At 52.3% G+C, this 25419-nt stretch carries 26 protein-coding genes; 10 read left to right on the top strand and 16 right to left on the bottom strand.

The features are described 5' to 3' along the window. Positions 1-61: 61 nt before the first annotated feature. The 6 genes from ACR0AL_RS14840 (at position 62) to ACR0AL_RS14815 (ending at position 6478) form a co-directional block, all read left to right on the top strand. Positions 62-1150, top strand: a complete 1089-nt coding sequence (locus ACR0AL_RS14840) for an isocitrate/isopropylmalate dehydrogenase family protein (RefSeq protein ID WP_480663608.1) — start codon at positions 62-64, stop codon at positions 1148-1150. Further along, on the top strand, positions 1147-2178 hold the full coding sequence (locus ACR0AL_RS14835) for a Gfo/Idh/MocA family protein (protein WP_480663606.1): 1032 nt from the start codon (positions 1147-1149) through the stop codon (positions 2176-2178). Before ACR0AL_RS14840 ends, ACR0AL_RS14835 begins: the two co-directional genes overlap by 4 nt. Continuing rightward, positions 2175-2852 carry a GntR family transcriptional regulator gene (locus ACR0AL_RS14830; RefSeq protein WP_480663604.1) on the top strand — a complete coding sequence of 226 codons (678 nt, stop codon included), beginning with the start codon at positions 2175-2177 and terminating at the stop codon, positions 2850-2852. Before ACR0AL_RS14835 ends, ACR0AL_RS14830 begins: the two co-directional genes overlap by 4 nt. Positions 2853-3067: 215 nt before the next feature. Further along, positions 3068-4168 carry an Acg family FMN-binding oxidoreductase gene (locus ACR0AL_RS14825; protein WP_170552531.1) on the top strand — a complete coding sequence of 367 codons (1101 nt, stop codon included), beginning with the start codon at positions 3068-3070 and terminating at the stop codon, positions 4166-4168. Then, positions 4158-4607 carry a MarR family winged helix-turn-helix transcriptional regulator gene (locus ACR0AL_RS14820; RefSeq protein ID WP_480663602.1) on the top strand — a complete coding sequence of 150 codons (450 nt, stop codon included), beginning with the start codon at positions 4158-4160 and terminating at the stop codon, positions 4605-4607. Before ACR0AL_RS14825 ends, ACR0AL_RS14820 begins: the two co-directional genes overlap by 11 nt. 338 nt (positions 4608-4945) lie before the next feature. After that, positions 4946-6478 (top strand): phospholipase D family protein, encoded by a 1533-nt coding sequence (locus ACR0AL_RS14815; protein ID WP_480663600.1) that lies wholly within the window; start codon positions 4946-4948, stop codon positions 6476-6478. A gap of 103 nt (positions 6479-6581) precedes the next feature. Here the strand turns inward: ACR0AL_RS14815 and ACR0AL_RS14810 are convergent, their stop codons facing one another. The 7 genes from ACR0AL_RS14810 to ACR0AL_RS14780 form a co-directional block, all read right to left on the bottom strand. Next, positions 6582-7082, bottom strand: coding sequence for a CIA30 family protein (locus ACR0AL_RS14810; RefSeq protein WP_480649295.1), 501 nt, complete (start codon positions 7080-7082; stop codon positions 6582-6584). Positions 7083-7147: 65 nt separating this feature from the next. After that, positions 7148-7600, bottom strand: a complete 453-nt coding sequence (locus ACR0AL_RS14805) for a TspO/MBR family protein (protein ID WP_480663598.1) — start codon at positions 7598-7600, stop codon at positions 7148-7150. Between the two features lie 13 nt (positions 7601-7613). After that, on the bottom strand, positions 7614-8117 hold the full coding sequence (locus ACR0AL_RS14800) for an aggregation factor core (RefSeq protein WP_480663596.1): 504 nt from the start codon (positions 8115-8117) through the stop codon (positions 7614-7616). A gap of 134 nt (positions 8118-8251) precedes the next feature. Beyond that, on the bottom strand, positions 8252-8635 hold the full coding sequence (locus tag ACR0AL_RS14795) for a nuclear transport factor 2 family protein (RefSeq protein WP_480663594.1): 384 nt from the start codon (positions 8633-8635) through the stop codon (positions 8252-8254). A 145-nt stretch (positions 8636-8780) separates the two neighbouring features. Beyond that, the gene (locus tag ACR0AL_RS14790; RefSeq protein ID WP_170352041.1) at positions 8781-9161 is read right to left on the bottom strand and encodes a VOC family protein; all 381 of its coding nucleotides are present in this window, start codon (positions 9159-9161) and stop codon (positions 8781-8783) included. Beyond that, positions 9158-10174, bottom strand: coding sequence for a zinc-binding alcohol dehydrogenase family protein (locus tag ACR0AL_RS14785; RefSeq protein ID WP_170352042.1), 1017 nt, complete (start codon positions 10172-10174; stop codon positions 9158-9160). The genes ACR0AL_RS14790 and ACR0AL_RS14785 overlap by 4 nt, the downstream gene beginning before the upstream one ends. Before the next feature lie 26 nt (positions 10175-10200). Then, positions 10201-10491: a putative quinol monooxygenase gene (locus ACR0AL_RS14780; RefSeq protein WP_170352043.1), complete on the bottom strand. Its 291-nt coding sequence runs from the start codon at positions 10489-10491 to the stop codon at positions 10201-10203. A gap of 104 nt (positions 10492-10595) precedes the next feature. On the opposite strand from ACR0AL_RS14780, the gene ACR0AL_RS14775 reads away from it, so the two are divergent. Further along, on the top strand, positions 10596-11483 hold the full coding sequence (locus ACR0AL_RS14775; protein WP_170352044.1) for a LysR family transcriptional regulator: 888 nt from the start codon (positions 10596-10598) through the stop codon (positions 11481-11483). Positions 11484-11515: 32 nt separating this feature from the next. Here ACR0AL_RS14775 and ACR0AL_RS14770 read toward each other — a convergent pair whose 3' ends face one another. The 4 genes from ACR0AL_RS14770 to ACR0AL_RS14755 form a co-directional block, all read right to left on the bottom strand. After that, entirely contained in the window at positions 11516-12421 is a 906-nt protein-coding gene (locus tag ACR0AL_RS14770) for a haloalkane dehalogenase (protein WP_170352045.1), read from the bottom strand. 254 nt (positions 12422-12675) lie between these two features. Further along, entirely contained in the window at positions 12676-14565 is a 1890-nt protein-coding gene (locus tag ACR0AL_RS14765; RefSeq protein WP_170352046.1) for an SLC13 family permease, read from the bottom strand. 340 nt (positions 14566-14905) lie between these two features. Next, on the bottom strand, positions 14906-16012 hold the full coding sequence (locus ACR0AL_RS14760; RefSeq protein WP_480663592.1) for an alkene reductase: 1107 nt from the start codon (positions 16010-16012) through the stop codon (positions 14906-14908). 122 nt (positions 16013-16134) lie between these two features. Further along, positions 16135-16731, bottom strand: coding sequence for a TetR/AcrR family transcriptional regulator (locus ACR0AL_RS14755; protein WP_170379638.1), 597 nt, complete (start codon positions 16729-16731; stop codon positions 16135-16137). A 571-nt stretch (positions 16732-17302) separates the two neighbouring features. Between ACR0AL_RS14755 and ACR0AL_RS14750 the strand changes: the two genes are divergently transcribed. Beyond that, a complete protein-coding gene (locus ACR0AL_RS14750; RefSeq protein ID WP_170414957.1) occupies positions 17303-17722 on the top strand; it encodes a hypothetical protein in 420 nt (139 codons plus the stop codon). A 772-nt stretch (positions 17723-18494) separates the two neighbouring features. Here the strand turns inward: ACR0AL_RS14750 and ACR0AL_RS14745 are convergent. From ACR0AL_RS14745 to ACR0AL_RS14730, 4 genes are all read right to left on the bottom strand, one after another. Further along, a complete protein-coding gene (locus ACR0AL_RS14745; RefSeq protein WP_254428635.1) occupies positions 18495-18962 on the bottom strand; it encodes a lytic transglycosylase domain-containing protein in 468 nt (155 codons plus the stop codon). A 108-nt stretch (positions 18963-19070) separates the two neighbouring features. Further along, positions 19071-20057 (bottom strand): DMT family transporter, encoded by a 987-nt coding sequence (locus tag ACR0AL_RS14740; protein ID WP_170352051.1) that lies wholly within the window; start codon positions 20055-20057, stop codon positions 19071-19073. 182 nt (positions 20058-20239) lie between these two features. Beyond that, positions 20240-20734 carry a GNAT family N-acetyltransferase gene (locus ACR0AL_RS14735; protein WP_170379561.1) on the bottom strand — a complete coding sequence of 165 codons (495 nt, stop codon included), beginning with the start codon at positions 20732-20734 and terminating at the stop codon, positions 20240-20242. 365 nt (positions 20735-21099) lie between these two features. Then, on the bottom strand, positions 21100-21525 hold the full coding sequence (locus ACR0AL_RS14730; RefSeq protein ID WP_170379559.1) for an acyl-CoA thioesterase: 426 nt from the start codon (positions 21523-21525) through the stop codon (positions 21100-21102). A gap of 121 nt (positions 21526-21646) precedes the next feature. Here ACR0AL_RS14730 and ACR0AL_RS14725 point away from each other — a divergent pair, with 121 nt between their 5' ends. Further along, positions 21647-21865, top strand: coding sequence for a tautomerase family protein (locus tag ACR0AL_RS14725; RefSeq protein WP_170352054.1), 219 nt, complete (start codon positions 21647-21649; stop codon positions 21863-21865). A 236-nt stretch (positions 21866-22101) separates the two neighbouring features. Here ACR0AL_RS14725 and ACR0AL_RS14720 read toward each other — a convergent pair whose 3' ends face one another. Beyond that, complete coding sequence (locus ACR0AL_RS14720; RefSeq protein ID WP_170361945.1) at positions 22102-23034, bottom strand: LysR family transcriptional regulator; 933 nt, start codon at positions 23032-23034, stop codon at positions 22102-22104. A 334-nt stretch (positions 23035-23368) separates the two neighbouring features. Here ACR0AL_RS14720 and ACR0AL_RS14715 point away from each other — a divergent pair, with 334 nt between their 5' ends. Next, on the top strand, positions 23369-25048 hold the full coding sequence (locus ACR0AL_RS14715) for a BCCT family transporter (protein WP_170352056.1): 1680 nt from the start codon (positions 23369-23371) through the stop codon (positions 25046-25048). Positions 25049-25419: the final 371 nt, after the last annotated feature.

Below are 25419 nucleotides of genomic sequence, written 5' to 3'. Positions count from 1 at the left end.
CGGACTGTAGTGAAAGCTGCTATCGCGCTATGAATGCGAAACGGGAAGGATGCGGGCTAAGATGAAGAAAAGTTATGATGTGGCAGTGTTCCACGGGGACGGGATCGGCCCTGAAATTATGGCCCCTACGCTTGAAATACTGCACCAGCTTTCGCGCGGCAGTCCTTCATACGAACTGGTGTTTACAGACGCTCCGGCGGGCGCAGGCCACTACGCCAAAACTGGAGAATCGTTTCCGGCTGGGTCACTCGAAACTGCACGCAACGCCGACGCGATTCTGCTATCTGCAATGGGTTTGCCGGATGTTCGCTACCCTGACGGAACCGAGATTTCACCGCAGATTGATCTGCGAAAGCAACTGGGACTTTTCGCTGGTGTACGGCCAGTAAAGGTAAGCAGCGGACAAATGACCCCCTTGGCGCTGCCCACCGGAAAAGAGATCGACTTTGTCTTGATACGCGAGAGCACAGAAGGACTGTTCTTCACCCAAGGCACTGGCGAAGTTAACGAACACGAAGCACGTGAAACTCTGCTGATCACTCGTGAGGTGTCCGAAAAACTGTTCCGTTTCGCGTTTGAACTCGCCCAGAACCGCAAAAGAACCGGGCGCGGTCGGGGTCGAGTTACATGTGTCGACAAAGCTAATGTGTTCCGCGCCTTTGCGTTCTTCAGATCGATGTTTGATGCAGAAGCTGCACACCATCCCGAATTGCAGGCAGACCATGCCTATGTTGATGCCACCGCTCTATGGATGGTTCAAAAGCCTTGGGAATTCGATGTATTGGTGACTGAGAACATGTTCGGAGACATCCTCTCCGACCTTGGCGCGGGTCTCATGGGTGGTCTTGGACTGGCTCCGTCAGCGGATATCGGGTTGAAGCACGCTGTATTCCAACCCTGCCATGGTTCCGCTCCGGACATTGCGGGACGGGGTATTGCCAATCCTTTTGCGATGATCCTGTCCGCAGCAATGATGCTTGAATGGTTGGGGTTGACCCATGATCATCCAGACCTGTCCAACGACGGCAAACGGTTGAGCGAAGCCGTGGAAAAGGTGACTGCGAACGGGCAAAAACTGACGCGTGACCTAGGTGGCACCGCCGGAACGCAGGACGCGGCCTCATCGGTATTGGAAGCATTGCGGGCATGAATACTAAACAAGCCATCAGGGTCGCGTGTGTGGGTGCGGGGTACTTCAGCAGGTTCCACTACGAAAGCTGGTCCCGAATGCCCGGAGCGGTTCCGATTGCATCCTGCAACCGTGATATCAACAAGGCGAAGGAAACAGGACTGGCCGCTTACGACGATTTGTCAAAAATGCTGGAGGCGGAAGAACCGGATCTCGTGGACATCATCCTTCCACCTGTGGCGCAGGCCGCCGCCATCCGAACGGCACTGCGGTTTGGTATCAAGTGGCTGATCTGCCAAAAACCTTTCTGCATGTCATTGGATGAAGCTAAGAAGATCGTTTCCGAGGCTGAAGCATTAGGCGCAACTATTGTCGTGCATGAGAATTTTCGCTTTCAGCCCTGGTATCGTGCGATCAAGGTAGCGATGACCGAGGGTCGAATTGGAACACCTCTACAAGCGACTTTCCGACTTCGACCCGGTGACGGACAGGGACCAAGCGCCTACCTAGACCGGCAGCCGTACTTTCAGGATATGCCACGTTTCCTCGTTCATGAAACAGCGGTTCACTGGGTAGACACATTCCGATTTTTATTCGATGCGCCCAGCGCAGTTTATGCGGACTTGCGTCAAGTTAACCCCGTTATCGCGGGCGAGGATGCAGGTTACATCCTGTTTGACCACCCCAACGGTTTGAAAGCTCTGTTCGATGGGAACAGGTGCCTTGACCACAGCGCCGAAAACCTGCGTCAGACCATGGGCGAAGCTCTCGTCGAAGGAACAGATGGATCACTGGTTCTTAACGGCGACGGGTCAGTAGAACTCCGCGCATTTGGAAAACAGGAGCGACAGCAAATTCTACCTCCGAGCGATCATGATGGATTTGGCGGAGATTGCGTCCACGCCTTGCAAAGTCACGTCGTTTCAGGCCTTCTACGGGGCATGCCATTAGAGAACTCGGCCCGAGATTATCTGGACGTGATCCGCATTGAAGAGAAGATCTATCTTTCGGCTGCGGAGGGACGAAAAATCAACCTGGAGACGCCGTGAAGGATCAGGACGCAAAAACTCTTTCCAATACGCAGCGCGCTGTAAGGGACTTGCGGCAGATGATCCTGTCCGGCGAACTTGCCGCCGGGACTGACCATCTGGAGTCGGAACTCGCCGAAACTCTGGGCATGTCCCGCACCCCGATACGGGAAGCTGCGTTGATGTTGGAAAGTAAAGGGTTGCTGGAAATGCGGCCCCGCAAGGGCGTGCGGATACTACCTGTTTCATCAGATGATATGCGTGAAATTTACGACATACTGACGGAACTCGAGAGCCTCGCAGCGCAGCGCGCTGCCGAAGCGGGTTATTCCGAAGATGAACTGGCGGTACTTGCTGGATCAATTGCAAAGATGGACCAAGCCATCGAAGCCGGAGACCTTGAAGCCTGGGCCGAGGCCGACGAGTTGTTTCATCAGGAGCTCGTTCGGTTGGGCGGCAACAAACGGGTCGAAGCGATTGTCGCCATGATGAGCGACCAGGTGCGTCGCGCGCGCGCAACGACGTTGTTCATCAGGCCCCTGCCCGTCAAATCCAATGAAGATCACCGGGATGTTTTTCAAGCGATTAGTGAAGGTCGTCCAGATGCCGCCCGCGAACGTCATCGAGAACACAGGCTGCAAGCGCAGGCTATGCTTTGCGGGATACTCGAAAAGCATCGACTCAACAGCCTCTGATCTTCTCGTGTCCGGTCGTTAATCAGCTAAAATAACTGCCAATTTTCGACATCAAAGGCGCTCCGAATTCTTGTCGCCCACGGCAGTCCACGGTTGCGTCCGGCTGTTCTGATTCTCTTTTTTCAAATCACTCAACCAATCACTGCATCGTTTAGGGTTGATGTGGTACGAATTCGTAGTAAATTAGTACGATATCGCACTATTGGAGAGTCAAGATGCCAAACCGAAGACGTTTTCTCAAGATTCTAGGCGGAGGCACAATACTGGCGGCAACCGGTGCGGTTGCGTTTCTCGCTACACGCACGCCGCATGACGCGCTGGCTCCGTGGACGCCAAAACCGTATGACGACCCACGCAAAGTTGCTTTGTCCTATGCAATTCTCGCCCCCAATCCGCACAACTTGCAACCTTGGCTGGTCGAGTTGGTTGGACGAGACAAGGTGCGCATCCACCGTGATCCTGATCGCGAGCTTCCGGAAACCGATCCTTACCACCGACAGCTCTATATTGGCCTCGGGGCATTTGTTGAGACGATGGTACTGGCGGCAAGTGCTTTCGGGTTCGATACCGAGGTCAAGTTACTGCCAGATGGGGATGACGGACCCATCGCAGAAGCAGTATTTGTGCCAGGCGGAACATCCGATCCACTATCAGATCAAATCCTCAAACGGCATTCTAACAAAGAACCGTACACTGAACAGCGACTGTCCGAGGCGGAAATGTCAGTCCTTGAAAACTACGCCACTCTGATTTCCGATGAGAGTCTAGTGGCCCGTATTCGAGACCTCACGAAACGCGCATTTGAAATCGAGATGCGTACACCGCAGACGCTGAAAGAATCCGTCGACCTCATGCGGATCGGGAAAGCAGAAATCAACGCCAACCCTGACGGGATTGAACTGCGTGATCCCATGCTGGAAACACTGCGACTAGCAGGTCTGTTGGACAATGAGACCCTGATGAACGTTGACCACCCAGGCACTCAGTCACACATGCGAGGCTACTTCGCCATGCTAGACGCGACGCCGCAATACGCGGTCATCACGACGGCTACAAACACGCGAAGCGATCAACTCGATACCGGGCGTCGATTGATGCGTTTTTACCTGAAGACAACCGAAATGGGCCTGGGCGTTCATCCGGTCAGTCAGGCACTTCAGGAATATCCCGAGATGGCCGATGAATACGCTCTGGCGCATGAGCTTCTTGCGCCAACAGGGCACACAGTGCAAATGTTGCTGCGTTTGGGGTATGGGCCCGAACCAATTGCCACACCCCGCTGGCCGCTGGAGACACGAATTCTGAATGAAGCCTGAACATGAGACCAACGAAGTCTACCGGTTCTTCACCGAGGTCGGGATCATCAATCAGTTGATCTCGACCAAGCTAGAAGCGTTCTTACCTGGCAGAATGACCGCAACCCAATTTGGCATATTGGGCCACCTGGTCCGGCGCCCCGAGGGAGAGACGCCACTACAGCTATCGAACGCTTTTCAAGTGCCCAAGACGTCGATGACGCACATGCTCTCCAGTCTTGAAAGTCATGCCTTAATTACCCTTGAAGCCAACCCCAATGACAAGCGTTCAAAAATTGCCCGGTCGACGCCGCGAGGCGCGGAGTTTTTGAAAGCTTGTATGGAGCGGATGTCGGAAGCCCTGGATCCTGTTTTGTACGAACTCGGGCTTGAGCCGTTTCATGAAACGCTGCCTAATCTGACGCTCATACGCGAAGCTTTGGACAGCGAACGGGACTAAGTAGAACCAGCGCCGCCCAAAGCACGACCTCAAACGATCAGAACACCATGCTATCTGCGCCTAGGAGCAGCGACGGCGATCCTCGAGGCAAGATGGGCATGTCGTCAAATATTGCAATCCACGCGTCACCATCAAATACCACGAGTGGTTGGTTAAATTCCCGCCTATTGGGGAACTGCCAGAGTTCGCTCGAACTAGCGCACCGTCACAGTCGCCAATCGACAAAGTAGGATGTGCGAAATCAACACCAAAAACGAAACAACCTCAGGCTACATAGAACAAACTTGCAATCGCGTGCTCCGGCGTAGTCACCTAAGGCATAGGGTTGGAGGAAGCATATGGCGCAATGGAAGTTCCTAGTTTGTGTTTGTTGCGCGCTGGCTCTTGTAGCTTGCGCTCCAAAAACCCGCACATATGAAAAGACGGTATCGGTTTCGCTGCCAGCGACTTCAGGCACAGCTCTGGGCCTGGCGGCCAATCGCCTTGGGAATCCCAAAGACGGTCGGTCAGGCGTCAAGCTAATCAGTGATGGCGAAGAAGCGCTCGTCTCAAGGCTGTTGTTGGCGGCTGCGGCCGAGCGAACGATAGACGCGCAATACTACCTTCTGCACAACGACCCAACGGGTCACCTCTTTGCAGCCAGTCTATTGCAGGCCGCAGATCGGGGTGTTCGTGTCCGATTGTTGCTGGATGACATGGATACGTCCAGCTATGACGCGATGACAGCCGCATTGGACAATCACGAGAATATTGAAATCAGGCTGTTCAATCCGTTTTGGCGCGATCAGAGCCTTTTGTTCGCGGGTCTGACGGACTTCAAACGCATCAACCGCAGAATGCACAACAAGTCCATGACGGCGGACAACGTGTTCACGATAGTGGGTGGCAGAAACATCGGTGCCGAGTATTTTCTGGCGCGGAAAGAAATGAACTATGCCGATCTGGATGTGCTGGCCGCAGGCCCAGTTGTACGCGAGGTGTCGCAAAGCTTTGACGCATTCTGGAACAGCGAATTCGCCGTTCCGGCTCGTGTGGTCGTTGGAGAACCCCAAGAATTTGACCTTGCTGATGCACGAGTCCGGTTGAACGAACTGGTCGAGGAAGCGAGGCAAACGCAATACGGCGCTGCCCTCAGAAAATCAGCGCAAGAGAACTTCGCGGATGGAGCCCTGTCACTGGATTGGCTGCCTGCGAAACTTTATGCTGATCCGCCCTCGAAAGCCGCCGGCCTCGAGAACTCAGGTCCCGTCCTGGCATCTCAATTGCTTCCGTACTTTGAGAATGCCAGCAGTGAGGTGACCATCGTGTCCGCCTATTTCGTGCCGCGCAACAACGGTGTGAGATGGCTGACCGAACTCGAAAACCGCGGGGTCGACGTAAAGGTTGTGACCAATTCACTTGCATCTAACGACGTCGCACCCGTTTACGCGCACTACGCCAAGAAACGCCGTGCACTTCTACGCGGTGGGGTAGAACTCTACGAACTGCGCCCCGACGCCTATCAGGTCCAACGTCGGGGTATTAACTGGGCTCAATCTCGATCAGGCCTACACTCCAAGGCATTTGCAGTTGATGACCGATACTTGTTCGTAGGGTCGTTCAACTGGGACCCGCGGTCTGTCAACATCAACACCGAAATGGGAATTCTGATTGACTCACCAGCATTGACCGCACGGACTATGGGTGCCTTGGACGACGCGCTACCCGCATACACATATAACGTAACGCTAGAGCACGCCGGTCAGCTTAAATGGACAACAAGAGGCGATGATGGCAACGTCCTTGAGTATGAATCCGAACCGACAGGATCAGCTTGGGATCACATAGTTTCCGGTTTCCTAGGTATTTTACCAATTGGGTCACAGCTTTAGGTTTGTTGACAAGTAATCTGGCCGCGTGTCGCTCTTCTCGGACACGCGTCTACAGCGAATGGGAAACACCCTGACGTATTTCGGGCCATCGTCCAGGCGACCTTCAGTAAAAACCAATCTCGCTGACATCTACACGGGCGTCGTGATCGCGCCCGTAGGCGACAATTCCAACTGAGGTGATTTCGTCAGCGACGGGAATAGAGCGCAACAGGGCACCTGAAGCCTTAAAGTTTGACAAAGGTAAAGAAACCTCGGTCCATTCGTCAGAAGTTTCGAACTCGGCCTGATAGTATTGCCAGGGCAGCACCGTGCCACGTGTTCTGAGGTGAACGAAGTATTGCTCGCCGTTGCCCCGCACCACTAACCTGACGCCTGATACACCCTCATCTGGTCGAACAGGTAACTTGCGTCGGAACTGGATGAAGCCGCCGTTGTTTTCTGTACTCACGGTTCCGGTCAACCGCGCGAATGCAACATCACCTTCCGAATGAAACTGCACCTGCCCTGAAGAGACCCCTCCCATAACGGTGTCGGCAATGTAGTCCCAGCGCGTCTCCGGAGACTTGGAGAAGTCTTCAGTAATTTTTCCATCAGCCTGAGCCATTGTGCATCCGATGATAAATAGACCTGAAACAAGCCCAATGAAGTTGGCACGCATATTGTTCCTTCTCAGTTCAGTATCGCAATGGAAAGGTTCAGCGCCGTGGCAAATGCGACCCACGCGAAGTAAGGCAGGAAGGCCAATGCGGAGACCTGATCTGAATTCCTGACCTGAGCGATGAACATGAAGATTACGGCCAACAACGCGACAATGACCACAAGGGCAAACCACGGCAGTTGCAGTACGAAAAAGGCTGGGGACCACAAAAAGTTCAGACCCATCTGCGCCCACCACAGCTTCATTGCGGTCGAACTTCGGTCTGTTTCGAACTGGCGCCAACCAACCATGGCTATCAAGACATAAAGCACCGTCCAAACCGGACCAAAAATCCAATTTGGTGGATTGAAAGCAGGTTTAGAAAGCTGAGCATACCATTCGCCAGGTGCAGTCAGTGTCCCGATCAGGATGCCGCCTCCCATCACGAGGGCAAGAAATGCTATGCGGACCATCCAGTTCGACATTGTAAGGCAGCTTTCAGCAGTCCTTGGTCGCTACGTTGACAACTGCGTCGGAAGAGAAGGCTGCAGTATTGGTCTCAACTGCGTCGGCATATGACACTGTTGCGCCTTCGATCTCGGACCCGGTTACGGTGATTTCGCGTTGCCCGATTGTATCATCAACATCAATGGTAAAGGCGAGTTTGTCCCCAGCCGCGAGGGCGGCGATCTCAAGTTCAATTGTATTTTGCCCGTCCACCACCAAAGGAAGTTGCCGCAGTGCATCAACACCCTCAACGATTTCAAGCGGCTGGAATACCTCTACGCCTGCGCCATTTTCGGTGACATCGAAAATCAGGCGTCCGGTAGATTGCGACAAGTCAATTTTGAGGGTTGAGGCTTCTACTTCGCACGTTCCGACATTCGTCAGAACAAAACGGTCCTTTGGTGCACCTTCTATGAAGCGAATTTGAACTCCGGCGTGAAGCGAGGTAGCTGCGAAAAGTACGAGGCACACCGCAATAATTCTGGTCGGAAGCATTTTTGTCTCCTTTCGACGGTTCCTGACAAATACGCTCTGGCGGCTTTCTTGGATCAGACTTATGCCCTTTGACTATCGTGGTTCAGCCGACAGGACCTTTCAATGTTCCATGCGCCGCTGTCAGAACAGTTAAGTCAAAACATGCCGTTTTCATTCTCGCTGTTTGCCGGAACCTCCTGAAGAACGTCCCAGTGCTCGACAACCTTCCCATCGACATCCAGGCGAAAAATATCGATCCCTGCGTACTCGAGACCATCGGGCCAGATTTGGTGGCAATGCAAAACAACGTGGTCGTCTTCAGCAAAGGCACGTTTGATATCCACACGCTTTCCCGGGTATTCGGCAGCCATACGCTCGAAGTACTCGACAAAGGCTTGCTTGCCGTCGCCAACATGCGGGTTGTGCTGCGTATAGGTTTCCCCAACAAAGATCTCTATGGCCTCGGCAGGTCGACACTCGTTGAACATCATTTCGTAGAAAGCGATGACGTTTTTCTTGTTTGTATTGAGGTCCGGCATACTGATCTCCAAATCGACATTTGCACCGCCCAAAAAATGTTGGCCCACGCAAGTCTTGGAAGCAACCCGGCAAGGACCTCAATCCCTAATCGGCAAGAAGTTACCGGCTTGATTTTGCGTTGCGACTATTTCGCGGGTTAGCCACTTATTCAGTTTCTTCAAAGTCTATGTGAATGTGATTTCCATCAGGATCGGCCACATGGATTTGGATCATTCGGGATCCCGGGACTTCGGATTTGCGATACTGGATCTGACACGAGATCAGTTTTTCTTCGAATGCTCTCAACCCTGTGGCTGAGAGCGCAAAATGCTCGAGCTTGAGCTTCACTTCGGAGCCGACATTAGGCGTTCCTTCGTGACCCACAAGGTGAACCACGGCGTGATCACCCGCATACAACCAAGCTCCGGGAAACGGAAAATCAGGGCGGGCCCCGAGTTTTAAACCCAAGACCTCTTCATACCAAGTAACCATCTCAGGCAACTTAGTCGTCACGATATTCACATGATCCAGCCGCTCAATTCTCATCTAAAACCCTCAAGCACGAGCTTTCCTTTGGCCTTGCCGCTTTCAAGGATAGTATGCGCTTTCTTTAAGTTTGTAGCATTGATCCTACCAAGTGTATCGGTCGCTGTGGATCTGATCTTTCCGTCATCTATCAACCCGGCGACCTGATTCAGGATTTCGCTTTGACGGTTCATATCTCCAGTCCCAAAAAGCGACCGAGTGTACATGAACTCCCAATGCAATGAGATCGATTTAGGTTTGAATGGCGCGATGTCGAAGGTTTCAGGATCATCAATCAACCCAAAGCGACCTTGAGGTGTCATCACCTCTCCAGCTTGGGAAGCATAAAGCTGGGAATGGTTTGTCGAATAAATGAAATCCACGCTGTCGATACCGAGAGCCTCGAGTTGTGAGCCAAAAGGTTCCGCATGGTTGATGACATGGTGTGCACCCAGCTCTCGAACCCAGTCTTGTGTCTCGGGTCGGGACGCCGTCGCTATCACTGTCAATTCAGTAAGAGCCCGGGCCAATTGAATGGTGATCGACCCGACACCGCCTGCGCCACCAATAACCAACAACGTATTGGTCCCGCCGGAAACGGCATCTTGAACTCGCAAGCGGTCGAACAGCATCTCAAAGGCAGTAAGTGTCGTTAGCGGCATCGCCGCAGCTGCTTTTGCAGATATGGACTTTGGCGCTGACCCGACGATACGTTCATCTACCAGATGAAACTCAGCATTGGTCCCCGATCTGTTTATTGCCCCGGCGTACCAAACTGTATCTCCCGGACTGAAAGTCTCAACCGTTTCACCAACTGCTTCGACGATCCCTACTGCGTCCCACCCCAGAATATCAGGTATTGGACCTACAGGAGCACGTTTTTGACGAATTTTCGTATCAACTGGGTTCACTGACACGGCCTGCACCTTCACCAACAAGTCGTGCTCTTTCGGCGTCGGTTTGTCGGCCTCAAAGTCGATTAAGGCGTCCGCCCGATCAATCGACCCTGTCTCAAGGTATCCCACGGCTTTCATAACGTGCTCCTTTGTCCGGTTCTCAATCAACCGATGACTGTCATCTCATTCAACGTGAATTCTGCAACGGCGCCCTCTGTTGCTTCCAGGTAAGCCGCAAGGTGCTGAGCACCCATGTGGGTTTGCCAAAGCTCTCGGCTTTGCCAGTTTTCGTAGAACACGAAATGAGCCGGGTTGTCGTTGTCCTGGTGCAGGTCATAGTTAATGCAACCTTCTTCGGCACGGGTTATGTCGATGAGCTTGATCAGCTCGGCCTTTACGAGGTCAGTCTTGTCGGGGTTAGCTTTGATGTTGGCGACGATTGTCAACTTGGCCATTGGAATAGGTCCCTTGTGTATTTGCGCGATGCGTTAGATTTACGCCGCAGTCTTTTCGGGATAAACGGAGTATAATCGAACATATAATCCGGAAATACCGTTTAATGCATTTAGACAATCTTCGCTTGTTTCTGACCATAGCCGAGAAAGGCAGTCTTGTGGCCGCGGCGCGCGACACAGGGATGTCGAGCACGACAGTGTCCGAGCGGCTCGCGGCTCTCGAGGCACATTACGGAGTGGTTTTGTTCAACCGCACCACCCGTTCCATTAGCCTGACCGAAGAAGGCCGGACACTAGCTAACGGAGCAAGAAGCATACTCAGTGAGGTTGCGGACCTGGATACACTTGTTCGGCACGGTGCCGAAACTCTGTCTGGTCCAATTCGCATAAGCGCGCCGATTGACTTGGGACGGAGCATTGTTTCCAAGGTTATTGCCGAATTCACCGAAGAGAACCCAGCCGTCTCAATCGAACTGTCCCTCTCGGACGGCTATGTCGACCTTGTGGGCCAGGGTTTCGACCTCGCCGTTCGCTTTGGCAACATCACAGACAGCTCGCTCAGGTTGCGAAATCTAGGAAGCTACCAACGTTTCGTATGTGCGTCCCCAAGTTATCTGGCCTCATTCGGAACGCCCGAAAAACCAGAAGATCTATTAATCCACAACTGCTTGGTCATGAGGTTTGGCGACATGATCGACAACGTTTGGGAGTTTGGATCAGGGCCAAATGCCCAGCGCGTATCGGTAAAGGGAAATCGAATAGTCAATGATGGTTCACTCATCCGCGATTGGGCGATTGCAGGCCATGGGGTCGTATTGAAGTCAGAACTGGATGTAGGCGAAGATGTTCGATCTGGCAGACTTGTTTCTGTCTTGCGCGACTTCCTCCCACCGCCGAAACCTTTGCAAATGATGTTTCCGCCTAGCCGAGCCCAACCACGTCGCATAACGGCCTTGGCCGAGCACTTGCGTCGCAAATTTGGTGTGAATTGAGGCAACAGGGGAAGAAACTAGACTGATACCAGCTAGGTTTGCTTAATGAATTTCAAAGTCGCCTGTGCTAGCTCTCTGCCAGCATCTTCTTGAATGAAATGCCCGGCTTTAGGCACAACGGTATGGTTTTGACCAACTGCCCCAGGGATCGACTTTTGGAACACTTTGTCTACTCCCGCCATGACCCTGTCATCTTCTCCAAAAACGGTCAGAAACGGAGTGTTGAGGGTCTTTAGGGTTTTCCATGCGGCTCGGTTGGCTTCTGAAGCTGGGTTGTCGGGTTTGTCGGGCACCAACATTGGAAACTGTCGAGCGCCTGCCAGATAGCGCGCATCCGGGAACGGTGCGTTGTAGGCTGCGACCTCTTCATCGGAAATCTTGGATGTTGTGCCGCCGAATACGATGCGTCCCGAATTAAATTCAGGAACGGATTGCGAGTATTCCCGCCAAGAAAGAAATGCCTCGCCCAAGGGAGTGTCACCGGTGGGCAAGGCCGTGTTTGCCACAACTACCCGATAGAACCGCTCGGGCATACTCGCAACTAGCCGCAAGCCTATGAGTCCGCCCCAGTCTTGGCAAACCAATGTGATGCTCGTTAGGTCAACTTTCCGCAACCACTCGGACATCCAGTCTACATGGCGTTGGTAGGTGTAATCGAACCGCTCAGCTGGCTTGTCCGACCGTCCGAACCCAATCAAATCAGGCGCCAGAACTCGGTGGCCCGCATCTTTGAATAATGGGATCATGTGCCGATACAGGAAACACCAGGTGGGCTCTCCATGCATCAACAATACAGGCGGTGCCTGTGCCGGACCCTCATCCAAATAGTGCAGTCGGAGTCGACCGCCTTCGGTATCATCCACATCAAGATAGTTCGGGCCGAATGCGAAATCTGGCAACCCGTCAAACCGATGGTCAGGTGTTCGAAGGAACTTCATTGTGAACACTCCAATATGCCGACGGTATTGGCCAAGCAACAGTGATCGATAAAACAAAAACGGTCCAGTACCAGGGTATGTCGGCGTCAGGTTTGCATTTGTTCGCCGCCCTTCTTCTCTTGCTCGCAGCGAAGTTCCATTTGTATAGATCTCGGATCTGCTGCTCCGACAAAAGGATTGGTCTCAAAGGCCTCATCTTGCCAGTTCTTTTGAGCTGAAGCAGAGTTCAGCAATGCGGATCGCCAAGAAGCGCATCAGAAGAAGAGCGCAAGTCCGGTCATTGAGACAACTAAGAAAAGTAGAGTCATGATTCCACCCGAGCGAACGAAATCGACCACCCGGTAGCCTGCCGGGCCCATGATCAACGCGTTCACCTGGTGTGTTGGGATCAAAAATGAGTTGGACGTTGAAATTGCCACGGTGAGAGCAAACACAGCCGGGTTACCACCCGCCGATACGGCAATAGAAACCGCCAGCGGCACCAGCAGAACAGTTGCACCTACGTTTGACATGACCAGCGTGAACGCCGTTGCCAAAACGGCGATTCCTGCTTGCAAAGACCAGAGCGGCCACCCTTTAAGGAGGGCCAACACATGCGCTGCAATCCAATCCGCAGTGCCGGTGTTCTGAACCGCCTGGCCCAACGGGATCAGCGAAGCGAGCAGAAAAACTGTGCTCCAACTGATCGACTCGTAGGCTTCATCAATCGAGAGCACCCGGCTCAAAACCATCCCAATAGCGCCGATCAACAGGCACAATGACAAGCGCAGATCAGAGAACAAAATTAAGCTCAACGCTATTAGGAAGAAGGCGAGCGCCCATCCGACCTTGTGTGGCCGCAACTCTTCTTGGGGAAAGTCCGAGGTTACAACGACGAAATCCCTGTCTGACTTCAGTCGTGTCAGACGATCCCACTGCACGTGCACCACACATGTGTCGCCGGCTTGCAAAGGAACTTGCCCGATATGCGTGGCTGCATGATCCTCGGTTTCAACGTGGCTCAGTGTTTCTTCGCCACGCTGAATGGCTAACAAAGACAACCCATGTGTTTGACGGAGACGCAAATCAATCGGAGTCTGGCCGATCACTGAAGAACCGGGAGGAATAACAACCTCTGCCACCCCTGATTGAGTCGCGGCGAAATCATCTGCAAAGACGTCTAGTTGGGGTAGTATCTCTAAGCCGTAAGGCTCAGCGAACTGATGCTCAACCACCCGACGTAGGCCGAGCACTGCGAGCCGCGCCGGGGCTTCGATCTTTGTATCAGCCATCGGCGCGATGACCTTGTGGCCGCGATAGGATGTACCAAGAATGTAAATATTATGGGCGACCATGACATCCGCGAGCGTTTGTCCAATCAAGATCGAGCCTTCTGGAACACGAATCTCGAACATATCGGCCCTAAGCCCATAGGTGTTTTCTACATAGGTCTGCATGGACCGAGCTGAGCTTGCGTCTTCTCCACGTTCTCGCTGCGCTGGAAGGACCCAACGACCAAAGAGCACAAAGTAAAGAACCCCTGTCAGCACCAGCATCACACCGATAGGCGTGACTGAAAACAACCCAAATGTCTCCATTTGTTGGTCAGCCGGAAGGGATGAATTTGCCGAAACGATCAAGTCATTCAACAGGATGAGGGGCGACGACCCGACCAATGTGATCGTACCACCCAGAATCGCGCAAAACCCCATGGGCATCAGCAACCTACTCATCGGGATTTCCGTACGTGCTGAGATGCGGCTAACAACAGGCAGAAAAAGCGCGGCAGCTCCGACGTTCTGCATGAAAGAGCTGATGACACCAACCGTTGTTGAAATTATGGGGATTATCCGGGCCTCTGTCGTGCCACCATTCTTGAGGATCAAGGCCGCGACCTTTGACATAAGTCCAGTCTTATCAAGCCCAGCCCCAATTACCATCACTGCGATGATGGACATCACAGCGTTGGAGGAGAAACCTTCAAAGAGCTTGGATATATCGGCTAGATTACCTAGCCCCGGTAGATAGCTCAGTGCGCCAAGCAGTACCATTACAAGAATTGCTGAAACATCGATCCGTATAATCTCGGTAACAAAAAGTAAGACCGTAAAAGACAAAAGACTCAGTACGGCTATCATTTCGTACGTCAGTGTTGGTAATTCCATATCGTACTCCCAACCTAACGTTACCTGACCAGCAGCAAATACGAAGAACCAACTCTGCGCGGCAGATAAGTCCAAAATCTATCACGTCGGCTCACGCAACTCGTTTTCTCGGACGTGGTATCTGCTGAAATCTGGATTTCGCCAACTCAAAGAGACGCTGATGATAAACTCAAAAGCCTATCTTAATCACCGCAATCGGAGGGCAGCAGTCCATTCGTAGACTTGTGACAGAACCCCGCTTCAAGAAAGGGTATTGCCGTACCGGCGAAGTGAGCGCGTCCAAACCGGCGCGCTCACTCTATTTGGTATTGCCTGTTACCAAGGAGTTAAGAGTGATGCATCACTCTGCGGCAACCGCTTCCTCTTCTAGTGCTGGGTAGTCGGTGTATCCTTTTTCGTTACCGCCGTAGAGGGTAGTTGCATCCAGCTCATTCAGCGCGGCGTCTTTTTCCAGCCGACTGACAAGATCCGGGTTGGAAATGAACGGTCGGCCAAAAGCCACCAGATCGACGGCACCGGTCTCAACCGATTCAATCGCCATTTCGCGATCATAAGCGTTGTTGCCCATTTTCGCACCGTCAAACAATTCATAGAGCGCCTTCAGATCGCCACCTTCAGGAATATCGCGCGGGCCGCCGGTCTGTCCTTCCACGAGATGGAGATAGGCCAACCCATAGCTATTCAACAATTTGATCGCATGGGAGAACGTCGCCTGCGGGTCGCTGTCGGAGATGTTGTTGGCGTCCGAGAACGGGCTGAGGCGAACACCAACGCGGTCGGCGCCCCACACGTCGACAACCACGTCCATGACTTCCTTCAGGAATCGCGCTCTGTTCTCGACAGGACCGCCGTATTCGTCTTCACGCCTGTTGGACTCGTCCCGCAGGAACTGATCGATCAGATATCCATTGGCTGCGTGGACCTCGACACCGTCGAAACCAGCCTCTTTGGCGTTTTCCGCGGCCCTCCGGTAGTCGGAAACAATGTTCGCAATTTCTTCGATGGCCAGAGCCCGCGGTTCAGATGTTTCAACAAACTGCTCACCATCAAACGTCTTGGCCTTAGCTCCAATTGCGGATGGTGCAACAGGGGCGCCACCATCCTGCTGCAAGCTGTAATGCGAAATCCGGCCCACATGCCAAAGCTGGATTACAATCTTCCCGTCCTTGGCATGGACGGCCTCAGTCACTTTTTTCCAGCCGTCGATCTGCGCTTCGGAATAAATGCCGGGCGTCCAGGCATAGCCCTTTCCTTGGGGCGAGATTTGCGAAGCCTCCGTGATGATCAGACCTGCACCCGCCCGCTGGGCGTAGTACTTGGCCTGCAATTCATGGACACTGTCATCGTCGGCTCTTGCCCGGTTGCGGGTCAATGGCGCCATGACAACGCGGTTTTTCAGCTCGATTGCACCAGCTTTGATGCCAGAGAACAGTTTTTCATCAGCCATTGCTGTTTCCTTCTTTGGTAAACTGCGTTCAAATATTATTGGACCAATTAGTCCAAAATTAGGGTCACTGTCTTTTGATTGAGTTTGTTTTAGGTTTCATTTCCTTATGGTGGCGGGAGGCCTTATGGCGAAATCACCAACCGGGCTTGTTTCAGGGTTTGCGATATCTGCTCAGCGGGAACGCCCGCCTTGCGCAAGGCTAGTGTTCCGATTGCAAGGGACGCAAAGGCGCGTGCCTTGTCGAGGGCCTGTCCCGGATCCGAAGGCTCAAGCGCTCTCGCAATAATCTCGTCAATATTCTCCAAATGCTGCCGCCCGAGAGCCGCCACTTCATCGTCATGAGGAGCAAGTTCCGTCAGGCAGTTGATAAGCATACAGCCATCACGACCGCCTTGCGGGTTCGCCAAAGCTTCCATTATCGCACCAACAGGGTCATCTCCACCCGCGTCAGCAACGTCACGCAGCGCTTTCAAACCACGCCTTGAATAGTGGCTGAGGGCTTTGTGAAACAAAGCCTGCTTGTTGCCGAACGCTCCATAGAAGCTGGACCGACTCAAACCCATGGCCTTGGTCAGATCATCCACGGACGCGGTCTCGTAGCCCTTGTGCCAGAATACGCACAAGGCTTTTTCCAATGCCTCAGCTTCGTCAAAGGCACGAGGTCTACCTGGACCTGCGGATGATTTGATGTCGCCATTTGGGAGAGTTTTTTTGCTCATGCGCATGATTTGGAATGAATGGTCCAGAAATTCAAGGTGGCGGTAGGAAATTTTTGGAATGGTCAGTCCGTATTATGACCAGAGAAAGGAATTTAGGTCGGTAGAAATACAAGACCTCCCCATCCCGGTTGGTGTCACGCTAATCTTAGGATCAGGGCTGTTTGTCTTTTTGCGGGAGTGTCAGACGAGGAGGATCGTGATCGTAGAAAAGAGAGCCCGCGCTCGGTACTAGTTTCCAACACTGGACTGAGTGACTGGCGGCTTTGTCCAACGCGCTGATCTTGATCACTCACAAACCAGAGATTGGTTCGGTAGATTCATAGCCAATGCCCTCATCTTGTGAGGATTACTACTCCAATGAGTAACAAAGCCAGGAATTCAGAACTGGTTTTACGAGCATCAGAACGGCGGGTCATCGCAAGCAAACCAACAATAATTTCAGCGCGCTAGGCAAAAAAAAACGAGGTTAGCTGAAGTTTAATTTGCCCAATGTGAACTTCTTAACTTTGGTTAGAACGGTTTTTTGGCAGTATCGTTTCATGAGTTGTTAGTGAGTTCAGTGAGTGAGTAGATGTATTTGCATAATTTCGAGGGGCATTGTTGCGCGGTCAATGACATCCGGATGGATGATTTTGCGCGTGAGTATCCGTTGCTGGACGATGTAGGCGTGCACGCACAATGGCAGAAGGGCTCCTGGCAGATCACGCGGATAGCCGACATCTGGACACGAACCGGGAAGGTGCTTTCTTTACCTTACAAAGGAGCCAACGCCTATCCATCTTTCCAGTTTGCTCAGGATGGAACCCCGCTTCCTTTGATGGAAAAAGTGTTGAAAGCCCTGCCACGTGAAATGACCCCGTGGCAATGCGCGTTCTGGTTAACCTCACCCAAACTGGAACTCGGAGGTGAAAGCCCGGCAAATCGCATTCAGATCGGCGATGATTGCATAGTCGGTATCGCAGGCGATGCTGGTGGTCTGAAGGCAGCTTAGTGTTAGCTTTTGGTCACTCATACGTCTTACAGCATCTGGAAAATTCGTGTCTCCCCTGCTTTTTCTGCCTCCGGCAAGAATAGCGAGATCAGGGCACTTAAATGTCCATTCTCTTCTGAGAATTCAGAGACAATACCAAGCAGCCCATCCATAAATACGAATGGCCAAGAGCATACTGAAATACGGGTAATAACTAGGTCTTCGAATATCGATACCCGTTGGAGAAAATCCCACCGACAAGTACAACTGCTCTGCAAATCTGTTATCTACCGCTACGCGTAGCGGAAACTCAACAAACTCGGTTTCTGCATATTTCTGTCAAACAGACTTCACCGCTCAAACACAGCCATCATCTGCCTGCGCAATCGCGCCAGATCCTCATCCACACTAGCGGTAGGATCCCGGCTCAGGATGTGACTGGCTGGATCAAGGGGCATACACGCCGGAGCAGCGTTTGGTATCTGGTTCGAAAAATCGCGGAGTTGGCCATTCGGGAGATTGAACCAACTTCTGATAATAGGCAGGGCGTGTCACCAGACGACACCTAAAGCAACGCACAGGTAGGAATTTCGGTGCCAGTCTCCCGTCTTTCCACACCAGTGCAAACTACTTGCCCCGGAGGACTAGGTCGTTTGCAGAATTGGAGCCTCTCCTGAGGAAGCGCTCGCACGCCCGACAACTAGCTTTTCCGGGGCCATGACAAATAACTCAAAGTTAGCAATTTGCCCAAAAGTCTCAGTTCCAGAGGGGAATAAGAATGTCAGAGAAGGCTTCATCCGCAGTACTTTCGCACCTCAGTATCCCTAAGCCCGGTGGCCACAAGCATGCATCTGTTTCGCGCCTCGTAATAATACCCTCGGGCATACCACATGACCGCTTCGGGCTCATTTCCATCTGAAACCATCCAAGCACCACGCAAATATCTAATGGCGTATGTTAGATTGGTCTGAGCGTCCAAGAGGTCGGAAGGCTGTCCGCGAAATCCCATCTGGCGCGCAGTAGCAGGCAGAATCTGCATCAGCCCGTAATAGGGACCATTTCGGGCATTGGGGCGGTAGTCGCTTTCTCGCTGGATCACACGGTGTACGAGGCTCCGCGGTACACCGTTTGCGTCCGCGGTTTCGTTGATCATCACGCGCAGCTCAGGGGTTTCACCGGGATAAAGTCGCGTCAAAGGCTCTGCGGGTTCATTGCCGCAAGCGGTAAGAATTAGCGCAGCAAGAATGACTGTGTATCGCATCAAAATTCTCATCTCATTAATGACAAGATTCATCAGTGCTCAACTGTGATTGATATTCAATATCCCAAGGTATTTTTGAGCGGCTTTTGGCCAGAATTGATTTGGCACCTAATACCGACGGTGCACTCTCTTTTCAGTAACAACGTGCCTCTTTTTCTGACGCTCGCGCAAAAAGACAAACAGTCCTGACCCCAAGATCAGTGAAATACCGACTGCGACAGGCAGGTTTGGGAGTTCGCCCCAGATGACCCATCCCCAAAAAATAGCCATGGGAAGACCGACATATTCAAACGGTGCCACAGTAGCTGCGTCTGCCATTCGGTAGGCCTGGCCAAGGCAATACCCGACAATTGCAGAATTGAATCCGAGGCCAATAAACAACCAGCGGTCAGCCCCTTCGGGCCAAACCCACGCACGCAGTAAGAAGATCAGGCTATCGTTCTCGAGCTCGCTCGCAAAACGGCCATCCCCTGCCACTGACCAGAACAACAGACTGACAACGATAAAGCACGCCTGAATGTACACGGCCATTGCTGAGGCTTTGGACTTTGCGCCAAGAAAACGGGTCATCACGTTGTTGAGGGCATAGGTAAATGCAGCAAGAACCGGTAAGGCATACATCAACAGACCAACTTCACGCTCGCCGCCGGCCTCCCATGGGCGAGTCATGATCACCACGCCCAAAAATCCCACAAGCACAGCACCAATCCGCATCGGCCCAACTTTTTCGCCAAGCAATGGGATACTCAGCAAGGTGATCATCAAGGGGGCTACGAAGAAAACAGCGGTGGCTTCCGCCAGCGGCATTACCGCCAGGGCCGTAAAGAACGTCAGATTGGCAATGACAATCAGCAAACCGCGCACAAGGTGAAGTCCCGGCTGATCGGTTTTCAGGATGCGCCAACCGCCCTCCATCTGGACCAGGGCAAAGCTGAACCCGATCCCGATCAACGATCTTGTAAACACCATCTGGTGCAAGGGGTAACCGCCAGACAGGAATTTGATCAGCATGTCATTGACAGAAATCGCCAATATTCCGATCAGCACGAACACAATACCAGCTGTCGGGTTTTGTAGTTTTTGTTCCGCTGTCATGGAGTGCCCTTTCACAGGGCCACTACCATGGGTCAAAGAATAGGTCACGTCGCTTTGCGACATGGCAGTTCGCTCAGATATCCGCGACGCGTATCTGTGACCGGTCGCAGCCCAAACCGGAAATTCAAAACTAGACTTTGCAGTTTTCCGAGAAGCGGACAATGCAGCCGTTTGTTCTATCGCTATTGGGCGGCTCGAAACATCGGAAATAGGGGTGGGGCTTGGTCGGCTTTGATTAGACCCATCTCTTGAAAACCATAGCGCTTATACAGCGATAGATTTGTAGGGTTTGTCGACTCTAAGTAAGCAGGTCTTCCATCTTCGTCACAACGTTTGAGGCAGCATTCAAGCAACGCGGAACCCAACCCTTTTCCTTGGCGAATTGGGTCGACCGCAATAAATGCTAAATGCCAGCAGTCCTCATCTGGATGATAATTGTCCATCTGCCCAAAGGTTTCGAACAACGCATCATGCTTTTCTGGTGAGACCGTCTGCTCAAAACAGGCGACAAGCCGTTCTTCATCAGGGTGAATGCTTGGCGGAAGCCAAAGTGCGCCAGCGGTGAAATCATCGTTTCGAAACGCGCTGCCCTGTTCAAATGCACGCCCTCCAAAGAAGTCCATTACTCGCGGGAAGTGGGAGAGGAAATCGGCAGGTTCAGGATACAGCCAACGCATGAATGGGTCCGCAGAAAATCCAAGAGCAAGTCCGCTTAACAAACTTTCTGCTTCACTTCGGGTTGATGATCTAAACATGAAATTACCTTTGGTCGTTCCACTTCGATTTCCAAATTTTAGCATGAGGGCCGTAAATACTTGTTGTCAAATGCGCAATTTATTGTCCTGCTCAAGCAACGATGGATGACTGCATTGGGCTCACTGCAGACATTTTCTGCATACAATGTCTGCGACAGATCGCAGCCCAAAGCGGACCTTCAAAACCGAGCTTTGTAATTCTAGCGATGCTGACCAAAGCCACCGATTGATGTACGGCGCTAAGATTGGTCGGAGTGAACCAACGCAATTCGGGACTTTCTGGTCATTCAGGTTGGATTCCCCAACCATTTGGTTGCACGTTTGCGAACGTCATCGGGTATCTCTGTGGCTTGGCGGGTTTCGAGGCTTAGCAGTACGCATTTGAATTCGGTTTCGAACGCTATTTTGTTGCCGTCAGCTCGAAAAAGCCGATGTCTAAAGGTCATGGATTTGGAGCCAATCGCTACAACTTCCGTCTCCAGCCGTATCGATTCACCAGCAGTAAGCTCTGCGCGGAAATCGCTTTGAGCGTTGACTACGGCGAATGAAACACGGCGGCCCGTTCGCATATCGTTTGCGGTTAACCCCATTTCAGATTGAATGGCTAAAACACCGTCGGAACATGCGGCGAAGTACCTCGAAACATTCATATGTCCAAGAAAATCGCAATCCGTTGGATCAACAACCGAGCGAAATGAAACCATTGCTGACATGTAGTTGCTCCTCTCGAACTGCATAGGATTCTTACAAGAATGGGCATTGCATGTCATCTTGTCGAACAATCGACCAAGTATAGACCAGCATTTTGGTAAGTCTTAAGAAATGGAGTGTGCGATGCCCTCAATTGAAATTCAGGTACTTGAAGGTGTGTTTTCGGCAGAAGAAAAAGGCAAGATAATACAAAATGTCACCAAGGCCTTCGGCGAAGTCGCCGGGCAAACAATACAAAATGGAACGTCTGTCCGGTTGCTAGAGGTAAGCAGCGGTTCATGGGGTTACGCGGGACACATTCTAACTACACAAGACGCTTTGGAGATGCGCGCCCGTGGTTGACAAAACACCTTAGGACCGAGTCAGTTTTCGGCAGCTTTGGCCCACAGCAGTCATTTTCTACGGGTTGCATATTTGGCTGATTCAGCCCGTAGCCGACATTCGCGACCAGATTTTGCAATTCCGTAAAGCGAGAAGAAAGCAAGTTTTCAATGCCGCTTCATGTTGTTGTAGTATTGCCGTAGTTTTCGAATTGACCTGACGTTATGGCCGAGCTGACTGAACAACTCAGCGACGTTCTAATTCGAAGATGCTGCGAGAACTTGATCCGCAATCCAGTCGAACACAAGCCTGGACCCCCTGCCGGAGTTGGTATGACTTCGAGACATTACATAACCAGCATCGCTGAAGACTAAATCGTCCGTAACGGTCACCAGAGACCCCTTGCTGAGCAGATCATCAATCAATCCAATCCACCCCAATGCGACACCTTCACCAGACAAAGCAGCCTGGGTGACCATGTCATAGTTGTTGAAACTGATGTAATTTTTCTTTCTTTTGCCAGTTATGCCCAGGCTATCAAACCATCCTTGCCAGGTTTGCCACGCTGCGGTTGCAGGTTTTGACAGGCTCAGAAGTTGAACATCCAGCAAGTCCGCGGGATTTTGGATTGATCCAATCTTCTCTAATAGCTGAGGACTGCAAACAGCGGCGACAACCTCTTCCAAGAGTAGTATTTCATCAGGTTTGATCTGGGCTTTGGGTGCAACATGGATACGAATGTCGCAATCGGTATCATCCAGGCCGGGCGGCACAGTGGAGGCCAAAATCTGAATTTCAATTTCATCCCCGATTTCCTCTCGGAGGTAACCAAGACGCGGAAGCAGCCAGAATGTTGAGAACGCAAAATCGGCTGAGATTCGAACACTGGGTTTAGTTTTGCGCTCGAGCAAAGAGTTTACCGCAAAATTCATCTGCGTCATTGCGGGTCTGACCACATTCAAAAGCCTCAACCCCTCATAAGTCAGTGAAACGCCCCGGTGTTCTCTTTTGAAGAGGACGACGCCCAGATCGACCTCCAAACCTTTTATCCGTTGCGAGATCGAGGACTGGGTCAGCCCGAGAGCGTCGCCGGCACTTGTAAAGTTTCCATGCTTCGCGACCATTTCGAACGCATAAAGCGCCACGAGGTTTCGGCTTAGACTGGTATTAACTCTGTTAATGTCACCCATAATTACTCAGCTACTGCAAAAGAGAGAAAATTTATACCAAAAACTATGCCAATGGGCGCGAGTGCAGCCCTGTGAGAGAAACACGGGAGCCAATGATAACCAAACAAAACCGCGGCCATAGGTGCGGACAGCCATCCGATTAACGAAATTCACACGCGTGCGCTGGCTCTGAGAAGCTAAGAATTTCGGCGCGTTTTAACTCCCCGGACCCAGTGAGATTGACGATGCAACTGGTGTGCATCGTTGGGCTCACTGGTTTCCCGGCAATATGGGCGATCGGGCCAAAACTAGCAGACTGTCCCACCAGAATATCAAAAACAGGGAGAAGTTGATTATGGCGATAAAGCCACCTCTATCAGAACTTCCGATTAAGACCGCTGACAACGGTTTTTATAGGGGGTTCAGTGTTAACGTCACGGTGATCAGTAAGATTATCATTAGTTTGCTGGTCGTCTGGTGCATCGTTTGGCCGACCCAGGCCGGCAGGATCCTTGGCGATTGGAATGCAGCCATTCTGGCTCAGTTTGCAGCTTGGTACATCTGGGTCGTAACCGGGTTTGTTATCGTCTGTATTGGTTTGGCCATCTGGCCAGCCGCAGGACGTCTGAACCTGGGTGTAGAAGGCGAAAAGCCGGAGTTCTCGAATTTCTCATGGTTCTCGATGATGTTCGGTGCAGGTATCGGAGTTGGGATGTTGACCTGGGCGGTGGCGGAACCCGTGGCCCACTTCAAGAACAATCCTTCGGTTATTCAGGGGGTCACTACAGCCCTAGATGCGGACAATGTGCGCACTGCCTACGTGTGGTCCTATCTGCATTGGGGATTGGGCGCTTGGGCGTGCTACGCGATTGCAGGTCTTGCATTGGCATTCTTCAGCTATCGCCGTGGGCTTCCGCTGACGATCCGCTCATCCCTGACGCCGCTTTTTGGTAAGGCGCTTTCGGGCAACCTTGGCCACCTGATCGATATCGTCGCCGTCGTTGCAACCATCTTGGGTGTGGCACAGACGCTTGGCTTTGGTGTTGAGCAGTTCGTTGCGGGCCTGACGCGTATCGGCATCGGCGGCCTGGCAAATACAGACGGTTCAGCCACAACGCTGGGCATCATCGTCGCGTTGCTGGTCATCATGGGGGCTTCGACACTGTCAGCTCTGTCTGGTGTGGGTAAGGGCATCAAGTGGCTGTCGAACATTAATATGGCGCTATCGATCTTCCTTCTGGGTTTCTTCATCCTGTTCGGGGCTACGTTCTTTGGCGCCAAGGCATTCTTTGTCGGCATCTGGGACTATCTGGTTGCTCTGCCCTGGCTCAGCTTCAACGTCTACGCCTCGGATGGCGTAGAAGGGTCTGAATCTTTCCTGCTGGCACAATGGCAGGGTTGGTGGCCGGTGTTTTATTGGGCCTGGTGGATCGCGTTTGCACCTTTCGTCGGATTGTTCTTGGCGCGCATCTCGCGGGGGCGGTCCATCCGTGAGTTCGTGCTGGGTGCGATGATCGTACCGTCGCTGATGTGCTTTGTCTGGTTTGCATGGGCCGGCGGCACCGCTATCGACCTTGAGCTGAACGGTGGCGCAAACGGTGTGATCCTGGATGCGGCTAATGGTGACAAGATCTTTGCCATGACCACCTACATGCTCGCGCCCATAGCCGAGTTCCTGGCCTGGGCCATGGCGGTTGTGATCGTGATTTTGCTGATGACCTTCCTTGTCACTTCGGCTGACTCGGCCGTGTTGATCGTGAATACGATCAACGCGGCTGGTGACGAAGGGCCCAAGGCACGTCCGCATATCATGTTCTGGGGCGCTGCGCTGGCATTGGTGGTTGGAGGCCTTCTGATCTCAGGTGGAACCGGGGCCATTCAGACCGCTATGGTAATCGGCGCATTACCTTTCTCTATCGTCATGGCGCTGATGTGCATTGCTTTGATAAAAGCGATCTGGAACGATGGGCGCCGCGAAGCGGCTGGCATCGCATCAACTGTTGATCCCGAAACATCAACGATGCCAGCCGAATAGTACTCGCGTATCTAAATGTGACCCCGGGACGAAAAAACCGGGGTCACAAATATGATGGCAGCCGAAACAGAAACCTATCAAAAATGCGGGTTTTAGCGCCGCATATTGATTGCTTGATCATTACCGAAAATACGTCTTTGGCTGAACTTTGCAAAGTCTGCTTTCTGCGCAGAACGTTCAAACTGCCTGAGAACCCAAACCTGGGATTCCAGAAGTCACATTGAGCATGAACCCCAGCAATACTGCTCACGTTTAGTTACGACCCGGATTGCGATGTCCATGCAGTAAGGTGTTTCAGTAGCGTCCCAACCCGCAGGCAAGTTCGCAACAAAAGAAACCTTTATTGAATCCCTTCAGAGACTGTAGGTACG

The sequence above is a fragment of the Ruegeria sp. BB1 genome, from assembly GCF_056539465.1.
The sequence above is the reverse complement of the archived record's forward strand: the minus strand, read 5'-3'. Positions and strand labels throughout refer to the sequence as shown.